At 71.1% G+C, this 21871-nt stretch carries 19 protein-coding genes; 11 read left to right on the plus strand and 8 right to left on the minus strand.

The genetic code is table 11. The annotated features are described in order from the left end of the window. Positions 1-4: 4 nt before the first annotated feature. Positions 5-907, minus strand: a complete 903-nt coding sequence (gene galU / locus SLINC_RS18980) for a UTP--glucose-1-phosphate uridylyltransferase GalU (RefSeq protein ID WP_067434279.1) — start codon at positions 905-907, stop codon at positions 5-7. Positions 908-1038: 131 nt separating this feature from the next. Here galU and SLINC_RS18985 point away from each other — a divergent pair, with 131 nt between their 5' ends. After that, positions 1039-1620, plus strand: a complete 582-nt coding sequence (locus tag SLINC_RS18985) for a 5-formyltetrahydrofolate cyclo-ligase (protein ID WP_079164601.1) — start codon at positions 1039-1041, stop codon at positions 1618-1620. Between the two features lie 71 nt (positions 1621-1691). On the opposite strand, the gene SLINC_RS18990 is transcribed toward SLINC_RS18985, so the two are convergent. Further along, positions 1692-4508, minus strand: a complete 2817-nt coding sequence (locus SLINC_RS18990) for a penicillin acylase family protein (protein WP_067434286.1) — start codon at positions 4506-4508, stop codon at positions 1692-1694. A gap of 241 nt (positions 4509-4749) precedes the next feature. On the opposite strand from SLINC_RS18990, the gene SLINC_RS18995 reads away from it, so the two are divergent. The 6 genes from SLINC_RS18995 to mscL all read left to right on the plus strand — a co-directional run bounded on the left by SLINC_RS18995 (position 4750) and on the right by mscL (position 10537). Next, positions 4750-6294 (plus strand): potassium/proton antiporter, encoded by a 1545-nt coding sequence (locus SLINC_RS18995; RefSeq protein ID WP_067434289.1) that lies wholly within the window; start codon positions 4750-4752, stop codon positions 6292-6294. A 270-nt stretch (positions 6295-6564) separates the two neighbouring features. After that, complete coding sequence (locus SLINC_RS19000; protein WP_067434292.1) at positions 6565-7827, plus strand: MFS transporter; 1263 nt, start codon at positions 6565-6567, stop codon at positions 7825-7827. A gap of 67 nt (positions 7828-7894) precedes the next feature. After that, a complete protein-coding gene (locus SLINC_RS19005; RefSeq protein ID WP_067434295.1) occupies positions 7895-8212 on the plus strand; it encodes an FmdB family zinc ribbon protein in 318 nt (105 codons plus the stop codon). Positions 8213-8364: 152 nt separating this feature from the next. Next, positions 8365-9198 carry an S-methyl-5'-thioadenosine phosphorylase gene (locus SLINC_RS19010; RefSeq protein WP_067434296.1) on the plus strand — a complete coding sequence of 278 codons (834 nt, stop codon included), beginning with the start codon at positions 8365-8367 and terminating at the stop codon, positions 9196-9198. A 145-nt stretch (positions 9199-9343) separates the two neighbouring features. After that, on the plus strand, positions 9344-9922 hold the full coding sequence (locus SLINC_RS19015) for a hypothetical protein (protein WP_067434297.1): 579 nt from the start codon (positions 9344-9346) through the stop codon (positions 9920-9922). Between the two features lie 138 nt (positions 9923-10060). Next, the gene (gene mscL, locus SLINC_RS19020) at positions 10061-10537 is read left to right on the plus strand and encodes a large conductance mechanosensitive channel protein MscL (RefSeq protein WP_067434298.1); all 477 of its coding nucleotides are present in this window, start codon (positions 10061-10063) and stop codon (positions 10535-10537) included. A 1-nt stretch (position 10538) separates the two neighbouring features. Here mscL and SLINC_RS19025 read toward each other — a convergent pair whose 3' ends face one another. Then, complete coding sequence (locus SLINC_RS19025; RefSeq protein WP_067434301.1) at positions 10539-10772, minus strand: hypothetical protein; 234 nt, start codon at positions 10770-10772, stop codon at positions 10539-10541. Between the two features lie 201 nt (positions 10773-10973). Here SLINC_RS19025 and SLINC_RS19030 point away from each other — a divergent pair, with 201 nt between their 5' ends. The 3 genes from SLINC_RS19030 to SLINC_RS19040 all read left to right on the plus strand — a co-directional run bounded on the left by SLINC_RS19030 (position 10974) and on the right by SLINC_RS19040 (position 14425). Further along, positions 10974-12002, plus strand: a complete 1029-nt coding sequence (locus SLINC_RS19030; protein WP_067434304.1) for a P1 family peptidase — start codon at positions 10974-10976, stop codon at positions 12000-12002. A 224-nt stretch (positions 12003-12226) separates the two neighbouring features. After that, on the plus strand, positions 12227-13444 hold the full coding sequence (locus SLINC_RS19035) for a L,D-transpeptidase (RefSeq protein WP_079164602.1): 1218 nt from the start codon (positions 12227-12229) through the stop codon (positions 13442-13444). Between the two features lie 234 nt (positions 13445-13678). Then, positions 13679-14425, plus strand: a complete 747-nt coding sequence (locus tag SLINC_RS19040; RefSeq protein ID WP_067434312.1) for a DUF6227 family protein — start codon at positions 13679-13681, stop codon at positions 14423-14425. A gap of 92 nt (positions 14426-14517) precedes the next feature. On the opposite strand, the gene SLINC_RS19045 is transcribed toward SLINC_RS19040, so the two are convergent. The 5 genes from SLINC_RS19045 to SLINC_RS19065 form a co-directional block, all read right to left on the minus strand. Beyond that, entirely contained in the window at positions 14518-14772 is a 255-nt protein-coding gene (locus SLINC_RS19045; RefSeq protein WP_067434314.1) for a hypothetical protein, read from the minus strand. Between the two features lie 89 nt (positions 14773-14861). Then, positions 14862-16946 carry a PTS fructose transporter subunit IIABC gene (locus SLINC_RS19050; protein ID WP_067434316.1) on the minus strand — a complete coding sequence of 695 codons (2085 nt, stop codon included), beginning with the start codon at positions 16944-16946 and terminating at the stop codon, positions 14862-14864. Positions 16947-17121: 175 nt separating this feature from the next. After that, positions 17122-18069: a 1-phosphofructokinase gene (gene pfkB / locus SLINC_RS19055; RefSeq protein WP_067434319.1), complete on the minus strand. Its 948-nt coding sequence runs from the start codon at positions 18067-18069 to the stop codon at positions 17122-17124. Further along, complete coding sequence (locus tag SLINC_RS19060) at positions 18066-18827, minus strand: DeoR/GlpR family DNA-binding transcription regulator (protein ID WP_067434324.1); 762 nt, start codon at positions 18825-18827, stop codon at positions 18066-18068. Before SLINC_RS19060 ends, pfkB begins: the two co-directional genes overlap by 4 nt. A gap of 181 nt (positions 18828-19008) precedes the next feature. Beyond that, the gene (locus SLINC_RS19065) at positions 19009-20562 is read right to left on the minus strand and encodes an MFS transporter (RefSeq protein ID WP_067434328.1); all 1554 of its coding nucleotides are present in this window, start codon (positions 20560-20562) and stop codon (positions 19009-19011) included. Between the two features lie 62 nt (positions 20563-20624). On the opposite strand from SLINC_RS19065, the gene SLINC_RS19070 reads away from it, so the two are divergent. Next, complete coding sequence (locus tag SLINC_RS19070) at positions 20625-21587, plus strand: helix-turn-helix transcriptional regulator (protein WP_067434332.1); 963 nt, start codon at positions 20625-20627, stop codon at positions 21585-21587. Positions 21588-21871: the final 284 nt, after the last annotated feature.

Genomic DNA, 21871 nt, shown 5'->3' on the forward strand with positions numbered 1-21871 from the left:
CGTGCTACATCTCCTCGGCTACGTAACTGCGAAGCCAGGTCCGGAAGTCCGGGCCCAGGTCCTCACGTTCGCATGCGAGTCTGACAATGGCACGCAGATAGTCGCCGCGGTCGCCGGTGTCATAGCGGCGGCCCTTGAAGACGACGCCGTGCACCGGGCCGCCGACCTTCTCGTCGGTGGCGAGCTGCTGGAGGGCGTCGGTGAGCTGGATCTCGCCGCCGCGGCCGGGCTCGGTCTGGCGGAGTATGTCGAAGATGTGCGGGTCGAGGACATAGCGGCCGATGATCGCGTAGTTCGACGGGGCGTCCGCCGGGTCGGGCTTCTCGACCATGCCGGTCACCTTGACGACGTCGCCGTCCTCGGTGGCCTCCACGGCCGCACAGCCGTAGAGGTGGATCTGCTCGGGCGCGACCTCCATGAGCGCGATGACGCTGCCGCCGCGCTGTTCCTGGACCTCGACCATCCGCTTGAGCAGCGGGTCGCGCGGGTCGATGAGGTCGTCGCCGAGGAGGACGGCGAAGGGCTCCCGGCCCACGTGGGGGGCCGCGCACAGGACGGCGTGGCCGAGGCCCTTGGGGTCGCCCTGACGGACGTAGTGCATGGTGGCGAGGTCGCTGGACTCCTGCACCTTGGCGAGCCGGTTCGCGTCGCCCTTCTTCTGAAGGGCCGACTCCAGCTCGTAGTTGCGGTCGAAGTGGTCCTCCAGGGGGCGCTTGTTGCGGCCCGTGATCATGAGGACGTCGTCGAGACCCGCGGAGACGGCCTCTTCGACCACATACTGGATCGCCGGCTTGTCGACGACCGGCAACATCTCCTTGGGAGTTGCCTTGGTGGCCGGCAGGAAACGGGTGCCGAGGCCTGCCGCCGGGATGACAGCCTTACTGATCCGAGGGTGCGACTGAGTCATGCCCGCACCTTATCCGGTGCCTTGGTGCGGAATCTGAGGCTCCGGTTAATTAGCTCTCATATGAGCGTATTGAGAGGGTACGGGTGCAACCTTTGAGTCACGCCGGACGTCCGGGCGAGCCTGACAAGCGAATGTTGCGGCGGGAGTTCCTCGCGGTGAGGAGCAGGTTGACGGCGGATGACGTGCGCGAAGCCGCGGTCGCGCTGGCCGAACGGGCGCTTGAGCTGCCCGAACTGGCGCGGGCGCGCACCGTGGCGGCGTACGTCTCCGTGGGGAGCGAACCGGGAACGCTCGCGCTGTTGGACGCGCTGCGCGCGCGGGGCGTGCGGGTGCTCCTGCCGGCTCTCCTCCCCGACAACGACCTCGACTGGGGCGCCTACGCGGGCGAGGGCTCCCTCGCCCGCGTCCAACACGGCGGAAAAATGGCCCTCTTCGAACCGGCCGGCGAGCGCCTGGGCCCGGACTCCGTGACCGGGGCCGACGTCGTGCTGCTGCCCGGCCTCGCGGTCGACGCCCGCGGGATGCGCCTGGGGCGCGGCGGAGGCTCGTACGACCGCGTCCTCGCGCGCCTGGAGCGTGCGGGCGCGCATCCCGCGCTGGTGGTGCTCCTGTACGACTCCGAGGTCGTCGACCACATTCCGGCCGAGGCACACGACCGGCCGGTGCAGGCGGTCGTGACACCGTCGGGGGTGCGCCGCTTCCCCAGCGCCTGAGAAGACACGGGAAGGGCCCTCCACGCGTGCGTGGAGGGCCCTTCCCGTCGGTCTCGGCCTACGTCAGCCGGTCACGGTCTCAGTACCAGGGTGTCGCTCGTGGTGTCGTCGACCGCCTTGTCCGAGAAGGACCAGTCCAGCAGCTCGCCGTCGGCCCACTTGTCCGTCTGGTCGGTGTAGTGGGCGCTGTAGGCGTGTCCGGAGGCGCCTGTGAGGTTGATCCACTTCGACTTGTCGAGGTCGGCGAGGTTGACCACCATGCGCATGGACGGCACCCATACGACCTCGTAGCCGCCGGCCGCGTTCCAGCCGGTCGCGTTGACCGCCGCCTCGCCGCCGCTGAGCTTCCAGGGGCCGCGGTTGAGCATGTACTGGAGGAAGCCGGGGCCCTCGGTGCCCAGGGTCTGGTTCTTCAGGAACAGGCGGTGCAGCCGGCCCCAGCTCCAGGTGTCGATGTCCTTGCCGAGCTTGGAGGTCAGCTCCCAGCGGGCGTCGATCATGGCGCGCTTGAACAGCTGGTCGCGGTTGGTCGCCTTGGGACGGCTGTCGCCCACCCCGGCCGGCGTCCTCCACCAGTCGCTGTTCGGCTCGTTCATGAGCTTGCGGACCACCTCGAACCAGCGGTCGCCGCCGTCCGGCTGCGCCTGGTCGGCGTCGCGCTGGCCGCACTCGAGCACCTTGCCGGTCTCGTCGACCGGGGCGGTGGAGTTGACCGGGTCCACCCACAGGCACTGGCCCTTGACCCGCAGCTCCTTGGGGAGCTTGTTGCCGAAGGCGAGCTTGAGGATGTTGCGCCAGACCGCGTTGAAGTAGGCGGCCGCCGCGGAGTCGGCGTCCTGGGTGTAGTCCCAGCCCTCCAGCAGCTCCTGCGCCTCGCGGACGTCCTTGTCGGCGAGGTCGATCTTCAGCAGCTTGGGGACGAGCAGCTTGGCGATCTCACTGCTGTTGTCCAGCTGCATCTGGCGCATGTCGTCGGTGGAGATCTTGCCGTCGCCCTTGATCTTCTGCTCGATCAGGTCGGTGATCCGCTGGCTGCGGGTGCCGTAGCCCCAGTCCGTGGTGAGCGTGTAGGGGTACTTGTCCTGGTCGATCACGGCCTGGTTGGCGGTGACGATGTAACCGCGTTCCGGGTTGTACTCGTAGGGCAGCGCGTCCTTGGGGATGTAGCCGGTCCACTTGTACTTGGAGTCCCAGCCCGGGGCCGGGAGGGAACCGTCGTCGCCCTCCGCGCGCGTGGGGATCTTTCCGGGCAGCGTGTAGCCGATGTTGTCGTCGGTGTCGGCGTAGACCAGGTTCTGCGACGGCACGTCGAACAGGGCGGCGGCCTCGCGGAAGCCCTTCCAGTCGGTGGCCCGGTCCATCGCGAAGACCGCGTCCATGGAGGTGCCCGGGTCCAGCGCGGTCCATCTCAGGGCGATGCCGTAGCCGTCGCCGCGGTCGGGGGCGGCGGTGTCGACGGTGGCCTTCTTGCCGACCTTCACCAGCTCGTTGTCGCGGTCGGACAGCAGGGGCATCCCGTCGCTTGTCTGCCGCACGACGATCTTCTTGGGCTCGCCGCCGGCGACCTTGATGGTCTCCTCGCGCGTGGTGAACGGCTTGACCTTGCCGTCGTAGAGGTAGCCGTCGCCGGTGAGCTTCTCCAGGTAGAGGTCGGTGACGTCGACACCGGAGTTGGTCATCCCCCAGGAGATGTTCTGGTTGTGGCCGATGACCACGCCGGGCATGCCCGCGAAGGTGTAGCCGGTGACGTCGTACTGGCACTTGGCGGAGACGCTGCGGCAGTGCAGGCCCATCTGGTACCAGACGGACGGCAGCGAGGGCGACAGGTGCGGGTCGTTGGCCAGGAGCGGCTTGCCTGTGATGGTGTGTTCCCCGCCCACGACCCAGGAGTTGGAGCCGATGCCGTTGCCGTTCACGCCGACGGCCGTGGGGACGTCGTCCAGGACCCTGTAGAGGCCCTCCAGCTGGCTTTCGAGGGCCGAGGAGGCGGAGCCCTGCGTGCCGATTCCGGTGCCGCCGGAGCCGCTCGTGCCGGTGCCCGCTCCCGTACCCGTGCCCGTTCCGGAGGTGCCGTTCCCCGAGGTGCCGGAGCCGTCGTCGCCTCCGTCGAAGGTCTTGGTCAGCTCGTCGTACTGGCCCTGCTGGACGATCGCCTGGTTGCGGCTGTAGGGGTACGCCGGGTACAGGTCGGCGATCTGCTTCGGGCCGAGACGGCTGGTCATCAGGGCGCGGTCGATCTCGTCCTGCATGTTGCCGCGCAGGTCCCAGGCCATCGCCTTCAGCCACGAGACCGAGTCGACGGGGGTCCACTGCGCGGGCTTGTAGTCGTTCTCGAAGCCGAGCGCCGCGTACTCCAGGGAGATCTGCTTGCCGCTCTTGCCCTGGAGGTAGGCGTTGACCCCCTTGGCGTAGGCCTGGAGGTACTTCTTGGTGGAGGCCGACAGCTTCTTGTCGTACTCCTCCTTGGCGACCCGGTCCCAGCCGAGCGTGCGCAGGAACTCGTCGTTGTCGACCTGGCCCTTGCCGAACATCTCCGACAGGCGCCCGGAGGTCATGTGACGGCGCACGTCCATCTCGTAGAACCGGTCCTGCGCCTGGACGTAGCCCTGCGCCATGAACAGGTCCTCGTCGGAGGAGGCGTAGATCTGCGGGATGCCGTAGCTGTCACGCTTGACGTCCACGGGTCCCGACAGGCCCTCGAGCGAGATCGAACCCTTGGTCTGCGGGAAGGAGGCGCGCACCGTACTGATGGACCAGTACGCCCCGTACGCCACGCCTGCGACGATGGCCAGAACCAGGACGAAAACGACCAGGCGGGCTCTGCGCCCCTTCTTCCTGCCGGACTTGCCGGGCTTCTGACCCGAAGAGGCGGTGGTGTTGGGGGGCATCGCTGTCCTTGCTGTCCTAACGCGAGCGGCAGGCGGGCTGTGACTTCGAATGAGCGCTGGAGCAACCATAGGCGCAGGGCCCGGCGCGACTTGACGCGGAGTCGGGAACCAGCACGGACGGGCGTTCGATCATGCACCGGGAAGCGTCAAGAAATCGTCAAGAGTTAGGTAAGGTAACGAAGTACTTGGGTGCGGAGCCCTGCCTCTTCGTGTCCTATGTACGTGAGCCCACTCCCGCGTCATGCGGATGGGCCAGGGAAGGGAACGGCCGCTGACTGTCCACCACCTCAACCAGCTCCTGCTCGTCTGCTCGCTCGTCCTCCTCGTCGCTGTCGCAGCGGTCCGGATCTCCTCGCGCAGCGGGCTCCCCAGCCTGCTCGTGTACCTGGGGATCGGCGTCGCCATGGGCCAGGACGGCATCGGCGACATCCACTTCGACAACGCCGAACTCACCCAGGTCATCGGATACGCGGCCCTCGTCGTGATCCTGGCCGAGGGCGGTCTCAGCACGAAGTGGAAGGAGATCAAACCGGCCCTGCCCGCCGCCACCACGCTGGCGCTGGCCGGGGTCGCGGTGAGCGTCGGGGTCACGGCGACGGCCGCGCACTACCTGATCGGGCTGGAGTGGCGCCAGGCGCTCATCATCGGGGCGGTCGTGTCCTCCACGGACGCGGCGGCGGTCTTCTCCGTGCTGCGCCGGATCCCCCTGCCCGCGCGCGTGACGGGCACCCTGGAGGCCGAGTCCGGCTTCAACGACGCCCCCGTGGTCATCCTGGTGGTCTCCTTCTCCACGGCGGGCCCGGCCGAGCACTGGTACGTGCTCATCGGCGTGATAGCGCTGGAACTGGCCATCGGCGCCGCCCTCGGCCTCGCCGTGGGCCTGCTGGGCGCCTGGGGCCTGCGGCACGTGGCCCTGCCCGCCTCCGGCCTCTACCCCATCGCCGTCATGGCGATCGCCGTCATGGCGTACGCGGCGGGCGCACTGGCGCACGGCAGCGGCTTCCTCGCGGTCTATCTCGCCTCGATGATGTTGGGCAACGCCAAGCTGCCGCACTGGCCGGCCACCCGCGGCTTCGCCGAAGGGCTCGGCTGGATCGCCCAGATCGGCATGTTCGTCCTGCTCGGCCTGCTGGTCACCCCGCACGAACTCGGCGACGACGTGTGGCCTGCGCTCGTCATCGGGCTGGTGCTGACCATGGTCGCCCGCCCACTGAGCGTCGTGGTGTGCCTGCGGCCGTTCCGGGTGCCCTGGCAGGAACAGACCCTGATGTCCTGGGCCGGACTGCGCGGCGCGGTGCCCATCATCCTGGCCACCATCCCGATGGTGGAGGGCGTCGAGGCCAGCCGCCGGATCTTCAACATCGTCTTCGTCCTGGTCGTCGTCTACACCCTGATCCAGGGGCCGACCCTGCCCTGGCTCGCCCGCAAGCTGCGCCTGGGCGAGGAATCCGAGGCCGCCGACCTGGGCATCGAGTCGGCACCCCTGGAGCGGCTGCGCGGGCACCTGCTGTCCGTCGCGATCCCCAAGGGATCGAAGATGCACGGCGTCGAGATCCACGAGCTGCGGCTGCCGGCAGGGGCCGCGGTCACCCTGGTCGTCCGGGACGGGACCTCGTTCGTCCCGCTGCCGACGACGGTGCTGCGGCGCGGCGACGAGCTCCTCGTCGTCGCCACGGACCCCGTCCGCGACGCCGCCGAACGACGGCTACGGGCCGTCGGCCACGGCGGCAAGCTGGCCGGATGGCTGGGAACGAACGGCGCGGACGGCACGGACAGCGGTCGTTAAGAGTGCGTTTCGTACGGTTCACGCGGCCGCCAAACACAGGTGAACGCACTGATGGTGCTCACTTTCACAGGGGCACCAGCCATTACTCCCTGTACGATGAAGGCACACCTGATCGAACCAACTCTGCCTGACGCAGAGCTGGCGCGACCGTATGGCGGCCGAGAAGTCCCCTCAGCAGTGGATCCCGGCATCTACCGCAGTCCGCGCACCGAGGACAGCTCTCGGCGCCCCCGCACAGGCGCGCTACCAGGCAGCAGAAAGGCACGGGCCGTGGCATCCACGGTCACCTCCCGCCCGGGATACGGGCAGTTGCTGCGCACGCGCGGCGCCTGGACGTTCCTGCTCCCCGGCTTCGCGGCACGCCAGCCGTTCGCGATGCTCACCGTCTCCATCGTGCTGCTGGTGCAGCACACCACCGGCTCCTACGGCGCCGCGGGCGCCGCCGCGGCCGTCACCGGTGTCTCCATGGCGGTGTTCGCGCCCTTCGGCGGGCGCCTCGCCGACCGCTACGGCCAGCGCGTGGTGCTGATTCCCGGTGTGGTGATCCACGCCATGTCGGGCCTCACCCTGACCGCACTCGCGCTGTCGCAGGCGCCCCTGTGGGCGCTCCTCGTGGCCGCCGTGCCCACCGGCGCCTCCACGCCCCAGATCGGGCCCATGGTGCGCGCCCGCTGGGGCGTCAAGCTCCAGGGCTCGCCCCTGATGTCGACCGCGGCCGCCTTCGAGTCGGTCACGGACGAGCTGACCTTCGTCGTCGGCCCGCTGCTGGCCACCGCCCTGTGCACCACGGTGGACCCGGCCGCCGGCCTGGTGACGGAGGCGTCGCTGACCCTGCTGGGCGGTCTGCTGTTCGCCGCGCAGAAGAGCACGCAGCCGTCCGTCGGCCTCGACGGCCACGCGCGCGTGGAGCGCACCTCCGCCCTGCGCATTCCCGGAGTGCGGGTCCTGATCGTGGCCTTCCTCGGCATCGGCGCGGTCTTCGGCGGCATGCAGGTCTCCCTGGCCGCGTTCTCCGAGTCGATCGGCGAACCCGGTCTGAACGGTGTCCTGTACGGCACCTTCGCGGCCGGCAACATGCTCTCCGGTCTCGTCTGCGGGGCCATCGCCTGGAAGGCCGCCCCGAAGCAGCGCCTGATCGTCGGCTACACCGCCCTCGCCCTGACCGCCTCCGGCCTGTGGGCCGCGCACTCGGTGCTCGTCCTGGCCGGCCTCGGCCTCCTCGTCGGCATGTGCATCGCCCCCACCCTGATCACCGGCTACACCCTGGTCGACAGCCTGGTCCCGGCCGGCGCCCGCACCGAGGCCTTCACCTGGCTGACCGGCGCGGTCGCCCTCGGCCAGGCGGCCGCCGTCACGATCGCCGGACAGCTGGAGGACCGCTTCGGCGACGGCACCGGATTCCTGGTGCCGATGGGCGGCACCCTGCTCGCCCTGGCGACCGTTCTCGCCCTGCGTTCACGGCTCGCGGCGCGGCCCCACAGCCGCACCGTCGCACGTGGCGTGGGTCACCGCGTGCCGGTGGCAGTGGACTGATCCTCAGGAATACGTCACTATGGACCGTCGTTAGCACTCATTGAGTGAGAGTGCCAGGAGGAAGACAGTGCCGACCTACCAGTACCAGTGCACCGAGTGCGGCGAGGGCCTCGAGGCGGTGCAGAAGTTCACCGACGACGCTCTGACCGAGTGCCCCAGCTGCGACGGCCGCCTCAAGAAGGTGTTCTCCGCCGTCGGCATCGTCTTCAAGGGCTCCGGCTTCTACCGGAACGACAGCCGAGGCTCCTCGTCGAGCAGCGCCCCGGCATCGTCGGCCCCCGCGAAGTCGTCGACGTCCTCTTCGTCCTCGGAGTCGAAGTCGTCCTCGTCGGACTCGAAGTCGTCGAGCACGTCGAGCGGCTCCTCCAGCAGCTCCGCGGCGTAACCCCCGCTTCCGGAACCCTGTCGTCGTAGGACGGCGGGGTTTTCGGTGTGTCCGCACCCCAGCCTCACCCCGGCCGCGGGTCGTCGCGGGTGGCCACGGGTGTTTCACGACCCGGGCTCCGGGCGCGGACGGCGCCGGTTAGTGTGCTGGACATGGCGAACGCAGAGATCGGCGTAATCGGGGGCTCCGGCTTCTACTCGTTCCTCGACGACGTGACCGAGATCCAGGTGGACACCCCCTACGGGCCGCCCAGCGACTCCCTCTTCCTCGGCGAGATCGCCGGCCGGCGGGTCGCCTTCCTGCCCCGGCACGGACGCGGCCACCATCTGCCGCCGCATCGCATCAACTACCGGGCCAACCTGTGGGCGCTGCGGTCGGTCGGCGCGCGTCAGGTCCTCGGTCCGTGCGCGGTCGGCGGGCTGCGCCCCGAGTACGGGCCGGGCACGCTGCTCGTGCCGGACCAGCTGGTCGACCGTACGAAGTCGCGGGCGGGCACGTACTTCGACGGGCTGCCGCTGCCGGACGGGACGGCGCCGAACGTGGTGCACGTGTCCCTGGCCGACCCCTACTGCCCGACCGGCCGGGCGGCCGCGCTGAAGGCGGCGCGCGGGCAGGACTGGGAAGCGGTGGACGGCGGCACGCTCGTCGTGATCGAGGGACCGCGCTTCTCGACGCGCGCCGAATCGGTCTGGCACCAGGCGCAGGGCTGGTCCGTGGTGGGCATGACCGGGCACCCCGAGGCGGCGCTCGCCCGTGAACTGGAGCTCTGCTACACCTCGTTGACCCTGGTCACCGACCTCGACGCCGGCGCGGAGACCGGCGAGGGCGTCTCCCACGACGAGGTGCTGCGGGTCTTCGCGGCGAACGTGGACCGGCTGCGGGGCGTGCTCTTCGACGCCGTGGCCGCACTGCCCTCGACCGGGGAGCGGGACTGCCTGTGCGTGAACGCGCTGGGCGGGATGGATCCGGGGATCGTGCTGCCGTAGCGGGGCGGGGCAGGGCGGAATTCCTCGTTCGGGTGGTGGAGTTGTCCACAACTCGTCAGTAGCGCACCGGCCCCGGCGGGAATCGGCGCGAAGCCGCATCGTGGCATCGCAAGCCGATCTCTCGTCACAGGTGGTGGTCCTCCCCATGTCCTACGCTCCTGCGCCCTCGCCCTTCCCGTCTCCCTCCCCTTCACCCTTTCCGGCGTCCGTGCCGCTCCCGCCGGGGACGGACGCCCCGCCGACCTGCGAGGTGCCGCACTTCGCCCCCGTGCGGGTGCGCGGCGGGCGGTATCCCTTGCAGCGACTCGTACGGCACCGCAGGCGAGCCGTGGCGGTCGGACTCGCCGTCACCGCGGCCGCGCTCGTGGCGGCGGGCCCGCGGGACGCGGAACGGACCCGTGGGCATCCCGTGGCGGATCCCGTACGGGAGCGCCGAGCCGTCCACCTCGTCACGGCACCGGTGCGGATCGCCGACGGGGCGACGGTGAGGCTGCTGCGCCCGGGCGACCGGGTGGACGTCATCGCCGCGGAGGAGACGGCCACGGGCGGCGATGCGCGCGTGGTGGCGCGCGGAGCACGGGTGAGGAAGGTGCCGGAGGCGCTGGAGGCTCCCGACGGCGTGGCCGAGGGCGGGGCCCTGGTCCTGCTCTCGGTGCCCCGCACCACCGCGGCGGACCTCGCCGGCGCGAGTACGACGGCGCGGCTGGCGGTGACGCTGTGTTGAGCCGCGCGCTCCGCTTCGTGCACGCGTTCCCGTCAAGTCCCTCGTCCGAGCTACCCAATTGGACAAGGTTGCCTGGCCCTGACGTAGGTTGCGGAGCTGTTTGTTCCACAACCGGTTCGTACGAGGAGAGTCCCCCAGATGAGCGAGAAGAAGCCGGGCGTCTGGGAGGGCTTCAAAGCCTTCCTGACCCGCGGGAACGTCGTCGATCTGGCCGTCGCGGTGGTCATCGGCGCCGCCTTCACCAACATCGTCAACTCGGTGGTGAAGGGCCTCATCAACCCGCTGGTCGGAGCGATCGGCACCCAGAACCTCGACAGCTACAGCAGCTGTCTGAAGGAGCCGTGCCGCAAAGCCGCGGACGGCACGGTGACGGACGGCGTCCTGATCATGTGGGGGTCCGTCCTCGGCGCGACGCTCAGCTTCCTGATCACCGCGGCCGTCGTCTACTTCCTCATGGTCCTGCCGATGTCGAAGTACCTGGCCCGGGTGGAGGCCCGCCGGAAGGCGAAGGAGGGCGCGCACGAGGTCATCGAGGTGAGCGAGCTGGAGGTGCTCAAGGAGATCCGCGACGCGCTGGTCGCGCAGCAGCGGGGCTCGGGGCACGACGAGCGCTAGCTCACAGGTGGTGGGGCGGCTTCTCGTCGAGGAAGCGCTTCAGGTCGGCCGCGCTGTCCGAGCCGGATCGCTCGCCCCACCCACGGTCCGTGTCGTCCGAGGACTGCTGGTCCAGCGGGTCGTCGAAGATCAGCGCGGCCCTGGGCTCGCGCGGCTCTCGTGACTCGGCGGGGCCGACGGGGCCAGAAGGGACGGCGGGGACGGCGGGGTCGGCGGGGTCGGGGGCGGTACTCATAGGCCCAGGGTACGGCCCGGCGGCTCCGGCACGGATCCTCGCGGCCCGGTCCCGCGGCCGGGCACGGGCTTCTCGCCCCACGTGGTCTTGGCATCGAGGGAGAGCATGGCCGCGGTGCGGACCGCCTGAACCCGCGGTACTTGGCCGCGAAGCCGGTACGGGCGCGTCGCAGGGAGGGGTGCCTGGACGAGACTGGGCCGTATGACAGTTGACGCATTGACGGACGTCGCCGGGGTGCGCGTGGGCCACGCGACGCGTACCGATGGTGGTTGGCTCACGGGCACCACGGTGGTCCTCGCGCCGGAGGGCGGGGCCGTCGCCGCCGTGGACGTACGCGGTGGCGGGCCGGGTACCAAGGAGACGGACGCGCTGGACCCGCGCAACCTCGTGCAGAAGGTCGAGGCGATCGTCCTGACGGGCGGCAGCGCCTACGGGCTCGACGCGGCGTCCGGGGTGATGGCCTGGCTGGAGGAGCGGGGGCGCGGGGTGCGGGTCGGGCCGGATCCGGCGCATGTCGTGCCGGTGGTGCCCGCGGCCTGCGTCTTCGATCTGGGGCGCGGCGGCGACTTCCGGGCCCGGCCCGACGCGGCCACCGGCCGGGCCGCGGTGGAGGCCGCCGCCGCGAGCGCCCCCGGCGACCGCGTGCGGGAGGGATGCGTGGGCGCGGGCACGGGAGCCGCGGTCGGGCTGCTGAAGGGCGGGGTCGGCACCGCGAGCGCCGTTCTCGCCTCGGGGATCACGGTCGCGGCGCTCGCGGTGGCCAACGCCGCCGGGTCGGTCGCGGACCCGGAGACGGGTGTGCTGTACGGGGAGTTGTTCCAGGGGCGGGTGGCGTACCCGGAGTCGCGGGTCCACGAGGCCGCGGGCCGGCGCCTGGCCGAGGTGGCGGCGCGGAACGCCCCTCCCCCGCTCAACACCACGCTCGCGGTGGTCGCCACCGACGCGGAGCTGTCGAAGGCGCAGGCGCAGAAGCTGGCCGGCACGTCGCACGACGGCATCGCGCGGGCCGTGCGGCCGGTGCATCTGCTCAGCGACGGGGACACCGTGTTCGCGCTGTCGACGGGCACACGCGCCCTGGACGCCCAGAACCCCCTGGCGCTCAACGAGGTGCTCGCGGCGGGCGCGGACGTCGTGACGCGCGCGATCGTGCGGGCCGTGCGCGCCGCCGAGCCGGTGGACGGGCCGGGTGGAGTGTGGCCGTCGTACAGGGAGTTGTACGGGGAGTCGTAGGAGGAGTTGTAAGGGAATCGATGACGGAAGGTGGTTGTCGTCCGGCGCTGTGGGGGCACCCGCGCGAGGAGGGTTCGCCAAGGTGCGGGCGCGGCGGCCGATTGTCCCGGTTCCGTCACGTGATGGCACTCATGGTGGCCGGAGGGAACCTCCCCGGTCGTCGTTCCCCTCTTTCTTCACGCAGCGGAGCAGAACGCACACACCACACGAACCTGGAGCAGCCCGTGACAACGCCGGACACAACAGCACGGCGCGCAATCGGGGCCTGTGCCGTCCTGATGGTCGGCGCCCTCACCCTCACCGCGTGCAGCGGCAGCGGAAGCGGCAAGAGCGACGGCAAGGGCGGCAAGGAGTCCCCCAAGACGTCGGCCGCGAAGATCGTCATCTCGGCGCGGAACGGCTCGGCCGGTGCGTCGATCAACTCGACCGGGGTGAAGGTCACGGACGGCGACCTGACCGCCGTGAAGATGACGGTGGCGGCGACGGGTGCCGCCGTACCGGGCGCGATATCGGCGGACGGCGGGACCTGGAAGCCGAAGGAGCAGCTGGAGCGCGGGACGAAGTACGAGATATCGGCGACCGCGAAGGACACGGACGGCAAGACCGCCGCCTCCGAGTCGACCTTCACGACCGTCAGCAAGGCCAACAGCTTCATCGGCACCTACACGCCGGACGGCGACACCACGGTCGGGGTCGGGATGCCGGTGTCCTTCACCTTCGACAAGGGCATCAGCGACAAGAAGGCCGTGCAGTCGCACATCACGGTGTCGTCGAGCAGCGGGCAGAAGGTGGCCGGGCACTGGTTCGGCTCGCAGCGGCTGGACTTCCGGCCCGAGCAGTACTGGAAGGCCGGCTCCAAGGTCACGATGAAGATCGACCTGGACGGGGTCCAGGGCGCGAGCGGTGTCTACGGCGTGCAGAAGAAGACGGTCACCTTCACGGTCGGGCGCTCGCAGGTGTCCACGGTGGACGTGGGCACGCAGACCATGACGGTCGTACGGGACGGGAAGACCGTCAGGAGCGTGCCGATCTCGGCGGGCAGCCCGGAGCACACCACGTACAACGGGCAGATGGTGATCTCCGAGAAGTACAAGAAGATCCGCATGGACAGCAGGACGGTCGGTCTGGAGAACGCGTACAACATCTCGGACGTGCCGGACGCGATGCGCCTGACTCAGTCGGGGACCTTCATCCACGGCAACTACTGGTACAACAAGGGCAATCCGCCCTTCGGCCGCACGGGCACCAGCCACGGCTGCGTGGGCTTGCAGGACGTGCGGGGCGGACAGGCGTCGATGCCCGCCACGTGGTTCTACGACAACTCGCTCCTCGGGGACGTCGTGATCGTGAAGAACTCCCCCGACAAGACGGTGTCGCCGGACAACGGCCTCAACGGCTGGAACATGCCGTGGACCCAGTGGGTCGCCGGAAGCGCCGTCTGAGCGCACACCCGGGCGCCTGGCGCACCGGAAACAGGCCCGGCACCCTGAACCCGCCGGGCCCCGCAAGTGGCGTCTGACCGGCGGTTTTTGACGAATCCTCGGGCCGCGTGGGAACTTTCCCCGCGGCCCGCGAGTTTTCCGGGCGTACGTTTTCTCGGTTCCCGGACATGATGTCCGACCGAGGGGCTACGGTATGCACCCACAAGGTGACATGCAGCAACGCCGGGAGAAACCTTGAGCGTTCCGTACGAGACGGCAGCGTACGAACCACCCGAGTCGCCCGAGTCTCCGGAGGAGCACCTCGCGCGACTCCTCGGCCGTGCCCTGAACTCCTTCGAGCTGCCCGACGAGACGATACGGCGACTGGACTGCGCGCTGGCTCACGACAGTTCGCTGCACTCCGCGCACCACAGCGCGGGACTGCACCGCGAGACCTACCGGCACACCTGGCTGCTGGCGGACGGCTCGGCGCTCACCCTGTGGGAGCTCGTCCACAACACCGCGCCGGACAGCGTCCCGCAGCACGAGGTGTACGTCGACGCGGAGGAGCTGCGCATCGCCACCGCGCGACTGCCGCTGCCCCCGGACGCGCCGGACTTCGAACTGCCGGTGGCGGTCCAGCTGTCGCCGGTCCCCGCGCCGCGGCACGCCTATGTGCCGGACGACTCGGCGGACCACGCGCGGCGGCTGCTGCGCCGGGCGGAGAACACCGACCGCCCGGACGCGGACACCGCCGCACTGCTGGCCACGGCGTGCGCGCACCAGATCACGCAGGCCTTCGGGCGTCCGTGCCGCGCGGGTCGCGCCGGGCTGGGCTACGCGCTCTACGAGCACGCGTTCCTGCTGCGCGACGGCGAGGAGATCTCCCTCTGGGAGGTCGAGCACACGGCGACGCCGGACGGCCGGCACATGTGCGAGGTGTACGTGAGCGAGGACGCCGCGCGCGACGCGATGGAACGGCGGGCGGCGCAGGTCTCCTGAGCGGGTCATGACGCCGAGCCCGTGATGCCGAGCCGCTCTAGCGGGCCCTGCTCAGCAGGTCGCGTCCCGCGGCCCAGGCCCAGCGGGCCGCTTCAGCGGTCGGCGCCGAGCCGTCGTACCAGAACCGCGAACGCGTCCCGCTCCGCGGGGCTCAGCTCGACGGACTCCCGAGGCGGGCCGACCTCGCGCTGCCTCGGCAGCGCGGACAGGGTCTGCCCGGCACGCCACAGGGCGGCCCGCTCGCGGCCGCGGCTCAGCATGAGGGCCAGTCCGATCCCCCAGGCGACGGTCACCAGGGCAAGGAAGGCCATACCGAGCAGCTGGTAGATCGAGGCGTGCGCAGGCATGCGCCCCAGTAGACACCACGGTCCGGGACGGATGCCCCGGACCGTGACGTATCTCGCATGTGCCGTGAACCGTGCGGCTGTGCCGTGTTCTACGCGGCGACCGGCTGCTTCGCCTCGGCCGTCGGGGCCGCGGTGCCGTCGGCCTCGCCGGGGGCTCCGGGGCCCGTCTTGCGCAGGCCCTTGAGGAGGATCACCAGGCCGGTCGTCACCGCCGTACCGATGGCGATGGCGAGCAGGTACAGGACCGGCTTGCCGATCAGGAGGGTGACCCAGATGCCGCCGTGCGGGGCGCGCAGGGTCGAGCCGAAGGCCATGGTCAGGGCGCCGGTGACCGCGCCGCCCGCCATGGAGGCGGGGATCACGCGCAGCGGGTCGGCCGCGGCGAACGGGATCGCGCCCTCGGAGATGAAGGAGGCGCCGAGCACCCAGGCGGCCTTGCCGTTCTCGCGCTCGGCCGGGGTGAACAGCTTCTTGCGGATGGTCGTCGCGAGCGCCATGCCCAGCGGGGGCACCATGCCCGCGGCCATCACGGCGGCCATGACCTTCATCGCGGAGTCGCTCGGGTCCTGTACGGCGATACCGGCCGTGGCGAAGGCGTACGCGACCTTGTTGACCGGACCGCCCAGGTCGAAGCACATCATCAGGCCGAGCAGGACGCCCAGCAGGACGGCGTTGGTGCCGGAGAGGCCGGCGAGCCAGTCCGTCATGCCCTTCTGGGCCTCGGCGATGGGCTTGCCGATCACGACGAACATCAGGAAGCCGACGACGACCGAGGAGATCAGCGGGATCACCACGACCGGCATGATGCCGCGCAGCACCGGCGGGATCCTGACCCGCTGGATCGCGAGGACCACACCACCGGCCAGCAGACCGGCGGCCAGGCCGCCGAGGAAGCCCGCGGCGATGTTGGAGGCGATCATGCCGCCGACGAAGCCGGGGACGAGACCGGGCCGGTCCGCCATGCCGTAGGCGATGTATCCGGCGAGGACCGGGATCAGGAAGCCGAAGGCGACGCCGCCGATCTGGAAGAACAGGGCGCCCCAGCTGTCGATCTGGGTCCAGGAGAAGTGGTCCATGACCGAGGGCGCCTTGTTGATCTCCCAGCCGCCGATCGCGAAGCCGAGGGCGATCAGCAGACCGCCCGCGGCGACGAACGGGACCATGTAACTCACGCCGGTCATCAGCCACTTGCGGAGCTTGGTGCCGTAGTTGTCGCCGGGGTCGCCGGCCCGCTCGACCGGCGTACCGCCGCTCGCGGCCGCGGTGGTCTCGCCGCGCTCGGCCCGGCCGCGCACCTCGGTGATCAGTTCGGCGGGCCGGTTGATGCCCGCCTTCACGCCGACGTCGACGGTCGGCTTGCCGGCGAAGCGGTCCTTGTCGCGTACGGGCACGTCGTGCGCGAAGATCACGCCGTCCGCCGCCTCGATGACGGCCGGGTCGAGCCGGGTGAATCCGGCCGAGCCCTGCGTCTCGACGACGAGTTCGACACCCGCCTCGCGGCCGGCGTTCTCCAGGGACTCGGCCGCCATGTAGGTGTGGGCGATACCGGTCGGGCAGGAGGTGACGGCGACGATCCGGAAGGGCCGCGCGTCGCCTCCGGGGGCCTGCGGGACCTCATCACCGGTGTCCGGGGTGTCCTCGGTGGTGCTGACCGCTGCGGTGTCGGCGGAGGCCGCCGCCGACACCGCAGCGGAGTCTGCGGAACCGCCCGTCCGCCCGTCCGCGTCCGGGGTCTCGTCCCCGCGGATCAGCGCCGCCGCGGCCGCCGTGTCGCCCACCGAGCGCAGCGCGTCGGTGAACTCGGCGTTCATCAGCTGGCGGGCCAGCGACGACAGGATCGTCAGATGGGCGTCGTCGGCGCCGGCGGGCGCGGCGATCAGGAAGATCAGGTCGGCGGGGCCGTCCGCCGCGCCGAAGTCGATACCGGCGGCGCTGCGCCCGAAGGCGAGCGTCGGCTCGGTGACGTGGGCGCTGCGGCAGTGCGGGATGCCGATGCCGCCGTCGAGGCCGGTCGGCATCTGCGCCTCGCGGGCGGCGACGTCGGCGAGGAAGCCCTCCAGGTCGGTCACCCGGCCCAGGCTCACCATGCGCTCGGCGAGGGCACGTGCCGCCGCTTCCTTGGTATCGGCGGACAGGTCGAGATCGACCAGGTCCGCGGTGATCATGTCGCTCATCGCGGGCTCCTTCGCACGCGGGCCGCCCGGGGAGTGGAGTGGGCGGGGGTGGGGACGGGGACGGGGGTGCAGCAGTGGGGGGCTCTGGGGGCGAGAACGGCGGGTAAGGGGAAGCTCCGCCGATTCACGGCCGGTGCGCGGGACGAGCGGGCCGTTGTGCCCGACAGCTGTCCCGTCATGACACCGGCTCCTTCAGTACGCGGTCCACGGGCACCTCGGCCGTCACGGTCACGGCCGAAGGGTCCAGGTCCTGTGGCGTCGGCATCACGCTGCCGGGCAGTTGTACGGCCGCCGCGCCATGGGCGACCGCCGAGGCGAGGGCCTGCGGGCCGCTGCCGCCGGCGATCAGGAAACCGGCGAGCGAGGAGTCACCCGCTCCCACATTGCTGCGTACGGCGTCCACGCGCGCGCTCGCGAACCAGGCGCCCGCGTCGTCCACCAGGAGCTGTCCGTCGGCACCCAGGCTCGCGAGGACGGCCCGCGCGCCCATCGCGCGCAGTTCCTCGGCCGCCTTGACCGCGTCACCGACCGTCGACAGCGGCCGGCCGACGGCCTCCGCCAGTTCCTCGGCGTTCGGCTTCACCACGTCGGGGCGCTCGCGCAGCGCTTCGAGGAGGGCGCGCCCCGAGGTGTCCAGCGCGATTCGCGCGCCCCCGGCGTGCGCCCGGGCGACCACCTCGGCGTACCAGGAGGGCGCGAGTCCGCGGGGCAGGCTGCCGCAGCAGGCGATCCAGGCGGCGTCGCGCGACTGCTCGCGCACCGTCTCCAGCAACAGCTCCTGCTCGGCGGCGGACAGCTCCGGACCCGGCGCGTTGATCTTCGTGAGCACCCCGTCCGACTCGGCGAGCGCGATGTTGGAGCGGGTGCCGCCGGCGATCGGTACCCGCGCGACCTCGATGCCCTGCGCGTCGAGCAGATCCGCCACGAGCGCGCCCGGCGCACCACCGAGCGGCAGCACCGCGACCGTGCGCTGTCCGGCGGCCGTGACGGCACGCGAGACGTTCACGCCCTTGCCGCCGGGGTCCATGCGCTCGCCGGTGGCGCGGATGACCTCGCCGCGCTCCAGCGAGGGGACCTCGTAGGTGCGGTCCAGGGACGGGTTCGGGGTGACGGTGAGGATCATGCGCGCACTACTTCCGTGCCGCCGCGCTCGATCGCGGTGGCGTCTTCGGGGCTCAACCCGCTGTCGGTGATCAGCAGGTCCACGTCGCTCAGGTCGCCGAAGCGGGCGAAGTGCTCCTGGCCGTGCTTGGAGGAGTCGGCGAGCAGCACCACGCGGCGGGCGGCGGCCAGCGCCGCCCGCTTGACCGCGGCCTCGGCGAGGTCGGGGGTGGTCAGGCCGTGCTCGGCGGAGAAGCCGTTGGCCGCCACGAAGAGGACATCGGCCCTGATCTCGCCGTACGCGCGCAGTGCCCAGGCGTCGACGGCGGCGCGCGTGCGGTGCCGTACGCGTCCTCCGACGAGGTGGAGCTGGATGCCGGGGTGGTCCGCGAGGCGGGCCGCGATCGGCAGGCTGTGCGTGACGACGGTGAGGGAGGCCTCCAGCGGGATCGCTGCGGCCAGCCGGGCGACCGTCGTGCCGGCGTCGAGGATCACCGTGCCCTCGGTGGGGAGTTCCGCGAGGGCCGCCTTGGCGACGTGGTCCTTCTCGTCGGCCGCGGTGGTCTCGCGTTCGGCGAGGTCCGGCTCGAAGTCGAGGCGGCCGGCCGGGAGGGCTCCGCCGTGCACCCGGCGCAGCAGACCGGCACGGTCGAGGGCCTTCAGGTCCCGGCGGATCGTCTCCGCCGTGACCTGGAACTGCTCGGCCAACGACACCACGTCCACCCGGCCGCCGTCACGGGCGAGCCGGAGGATCTCCTGCTGCCGCTCCGGTGCGTACATGTCCGTTCACCTCCGACTGATGCCCGAACGTGTGGTTTCAGTCGGAGGCTACGCCTGGATTTCCGGAAAGTAAACAGGTTCGGACGCGATTCGGGCACGAGTGGGCTTGGGAGTGTGTCCGGGCACGCCGAGGGGCCCGACACCTGAAGTCAGGTGCGGGCCCCTCGCGGCACGGTCGCGTTCAGGACACGAGCTCGGGCTCCTTCTCCGCCACCACCATCGCCGGCTCCTGCTCGGTGGCGCCCTCCACATGCTGCGCGGGCCGCTTCGGCAGCGCGAACATCAGCAGGAAGATCACCGTCATCACGGCCGCGACCCAGCCCAGCGCGTGCTGGAAGGCGTTCACGAAGGCCGGTCCGACCTCGGTGGGGCGCAGATCGTCGGCGATGACGCCGTAGAAGACCACGGACACCAGGCCCAGGCCGAGCGCGTTGCCCATCTGCTGCACGGTGTTGATGAGGCCGGAGGCCGAGCCCGCATGCTCGCGGGGCACCTCGGAGAGGACCGCGTCCGTCAGCGGGGCGACGATCAGGCCCATGCCGACGCCCATCACGACCAGGGGCAGGGCCATCTGCCAGGAGGCGATGGCGAGGCCGTAGCGCTCGGACTCCCAGACGTAGAGCAGGACGCCCGCCGCCATCGTCAGCGCGCCGGCCTGGAGCACCTTGCGGCCGAAGCGCGGGACCAGCTTCTGCACCGACAGTCCGGCCGCGGTGGAGACGGCGATCGAGAAGGGGACGCCGGTCAGTCCGGCCCGCAGCGCGCTCCAGCCCAGCCCGAACTGCATGTACAGGGTCCACACCAGGAAGAAGATGCCCAGCCCGACACCGAAGACGGTCTGCACGGCGATACCGGCGGCGAAGCTCTTCACCCGGAACAGGGAGAGCTCGATCAGCGGGGAGCCGTCGCGTGCCGTCTTGCGCCGCTCGTACGCCACCAGCGCGCCGAACACCACGACCGCGCCCGCCATCGTGAGGTACCCCCACAGCGGCCAGCCCAGCTCGCGGCCCTGGGTGAGCGGGTAGAGCAGCATCAGCAGGCCGACGACGACCAGGGCGACCCCGACGAGGTCCAGCTTGAGGGCCTTGGGCGCCTTGGACTCGGTGATGAAGCGGCTGCCGAGGACGAGCCCCGCGATGCCGACGGGCAGGTTGATCAGGAAGATGGGCCGCCATTCGAGGCCGAACAGGTTCCACTCGGTCAGCAGGGCTCCCAGCAGCGGCCCGGAGACCGCCCCGAGGCCGACGATCGCGCCGAAGAGCCCGAAGACCTTGCCGCGCTCGTGCGCCGGGAAGGTGGCGTGCACGATCGACAGGACCTGCGGGACCATCAGCGCCGCCATGCCGCCCTGGAGGATCCGGGAGGCCACCAGCATCTCCGGGTTCGCGGCGAGGCCGCACAGCGCGGAGGCGATGGTGAAGCCGCCGATGCCGAACAGGAACACCCGCTTGCGGCCGTGGATGTCGCCGAGCCGTCCGCCGGTGACGAGGCCGGCGGCGAAGGCCAGCGCGTACCCGGCCGTTATCCACTGGATCTGGCTGACGGAGGCGCCCGCCTCCCGCTGGATCGACGGGATGGCGATGTTGACGATCGTGACGTCGACGAGGTCCATGAAGGCCGCGGTCATCACGATGGCCAGGGCGAACCAGCGGCGGCGGTCGCCCGCGGCGGGTGACGTGCCGCCCGGCCGCGCGCCGTCCGGCTGGGTGCTGAGAGTGGTCTCGGTGGAGGTCATGCTCACAAGCTATGACCTCAATAGGACAGATCGTGTCCTAGTTCTGCGGCATCCTCGACTTCATGACGACGGATACTCCGGCCCGGCTCCTGACGCTCCTGTCCCTCCTCCAGACGCCCCGCGAATGGCCCGGCGGCGAGCTCGCGGGCCGCCTCGGGGTGTCCCGGCGCACGGTCCGGCGGGACATCGACCGCCTGCGGGAGCTGGGGTATCCCGTGCAGGCGACGAAGGGGAGCGACGGCGGGTACCGGCTGGTCGCGGGCAAGGCGATGCCGCCCCTCGTCCTCGACGACGAGGAGGCGGTGGCGATCGCGGTGGGGCTGCGGGCGGGGGCGGGACACGCGCTCGAAGGAGTGGACGAGGCGTCCGTGCGGGCGCTGGCCAAGCTGGAGCAGGTGCTGCCGTCGCGGCTTCGGCACCGGGTCTCCACGCTTCAGGCCGCCACCACGCCGCTCACCAGCGGGGACGGCGCCAGTATCGCGCCCGAGACGCTCACCGTGATGGCCTCCACCGTGGCCGGGCGGGAGCGGCTGCGGTTCGCCTACCGGGCGCGGGACGGGGCCGACTCGCGGCGCGTCGTGGAGCCGTACCGGCTCGTGTCGACCGGGCGGCGGTGGTATCTCGTCGCCTACGACCTCGATCGGGCCGACTGGCGGACGTTCCGGGTGGACCGGGTGAGCGAGCCGTTCGCCACCGGGGCCCGGTTCGCTCCGCGGGAGTTGCCGACGGGGAGTGCGGCGGAGTATCTGCGGCGGTCGATGTACCAGCGGACGCAGACGTACGAGTTCTCCGTGCTGTTCGAGGCGCCGGTCCCGGTGGTGGCGGAGCGGGTGCCGGGGTGGCTGGGAGTGCCGGAGGCGGTGGACGAGGGGCGGTGCCGGGTGCGGGGGTCCGTGGGGGACGCGGTGGAGTGGCTGGCGGTGCGGCTGGCGATGCTGGACGTCGAGTTCCGGGTCGAGGAGCCCGCGGAACTGGTGCGGTGCGTGCGGGAGTTGGGCGAACGGCTGGTGCGGGCCGCGGGGTGAGCGGACTCGGCACACGGGCGCGGGGCCGGGTCGATGTGCGGTTGAGCCGCGTGGCGCGACCTGCCCCCACCGGCCCCACGGGCCCGCACTTTGTGTGAACGGCGTGTGACACAATCTGCCATTCGGCGGGTCACCCCGGGGTTCAGGTACGGGGTGGCCCGCCACTGATGTGTGAGGGAGCCGGACCCCGGCGCCCGGGGGGAGGGGCGCCGAAGTCCGGCTCGGGGAGAGTCCCGGCGCCGGGGGGAGTGCGTCGGGACTCGGATCGTGAGGGCCGGGAGGGT

It is taken from the genome of Streptomyces lincolnensis (assembly GCF_001685355.1).
In the GTDB taxonomy this organism is placed as follows: Bacteria; Actinomycetota; Actinomycetes; order Streptomycetales; family Streptomycetaceae; genus Streptomyces; species Streptomyces lincolnensis.